1 pseudogene is annotated in these 1,008 nt (G+C 29.7%); it reads left to right on the forward strand.

The window, feature by feature from the left end:
- Window positions 1-1,008, forward strand: a pseudogene (locus tag JMN12_RS15440) (hypothetical protein); the annotation flags it as partial.

The raw sequence follows: 1,008 nt of genomic DNA on the forward strand, positions 1-1,008 counted from the left end.
CCCTACCAGCCTATTACCATTACTTTTATGATTATTATGAAAATGGTAATCTTAAAGCCTATGGTAAATACGCAGGTATGCAGGTAGTAAAAATAGGTGTTTGGCATTACTTTGATGAGAAAGGCAAAGAAACTCAAGTGAATGAAGAAGCAAAATTAGGTAAATGGACATTTAATGCTATTTTAGAGGTATTGCATAAAGATGGCGTTATTGATCTCTACACAGGTAAAAATAGGGATTGGAATAAATTATATATTGAATTTAAAAATAATAATAGAGAGGTAGCTGTTATCGTTTTTAAAGAAAGAATAGATATATTGATAGATACTTATTACGAATATATATTTAACTGCAAAACAGGAAAGTACACTCGTAAAGAGTACGAACGTTATAACGAAAAAGCTAAGGATATGCCTACACTGCCTCCTTTGAAAAACAGCAAAGAGAATAAACGTAAAAGAAAAAATAGTATATCAATAAGTGAGGAAGAGTACCAAGACCTTCAGATTTTACAATGCAAAACAATTAATAATAACAATAAAGCTGAATGTTTAAACGATAGAGTTATGTTTGAATATTTTGATTTTGAATTACACAATAGAAACTATGAGGGATATGATAAGGAAATCGGAAATCCTCATTTCTATAAAGCAAAAGATGGTAATTTATTTAAAGGGGTAGACTTTGGAGGAGAAAACATATACTACATAGTAATCCCCAAAAAACCAGCTTATTATAGGTATATGTATTATTACTACCCTAATGGGAAACTACGAAAGTATGGAAAATATGCTGGGATGGGAGGAAATACTATGATTGGAACATGGTGTTATTATGATGAAAATGGAAAATTGGAACAAATAGATGAAGAGAGAAAATTTGGTAAATGGAGTTTTGAAAAAATATTAGGTATATTAAACAACGACTCTTCTATTAATTTAGAGACAGGAAAAAATAGAGAGGCTGACAAGCTATATTTTGAATTTGATAAAATAAAACATATATGGA

The organism is Capnocytophaga genosp. AHN8471 (assembly GCF_016806945.1).
Lineage (GTDB): Bacteria > Bacteroidota > Bacteroidia > Flavobacteriales > Flavobacteriaceae > Capnocytophaga > Capnocytophaga periodontitidis.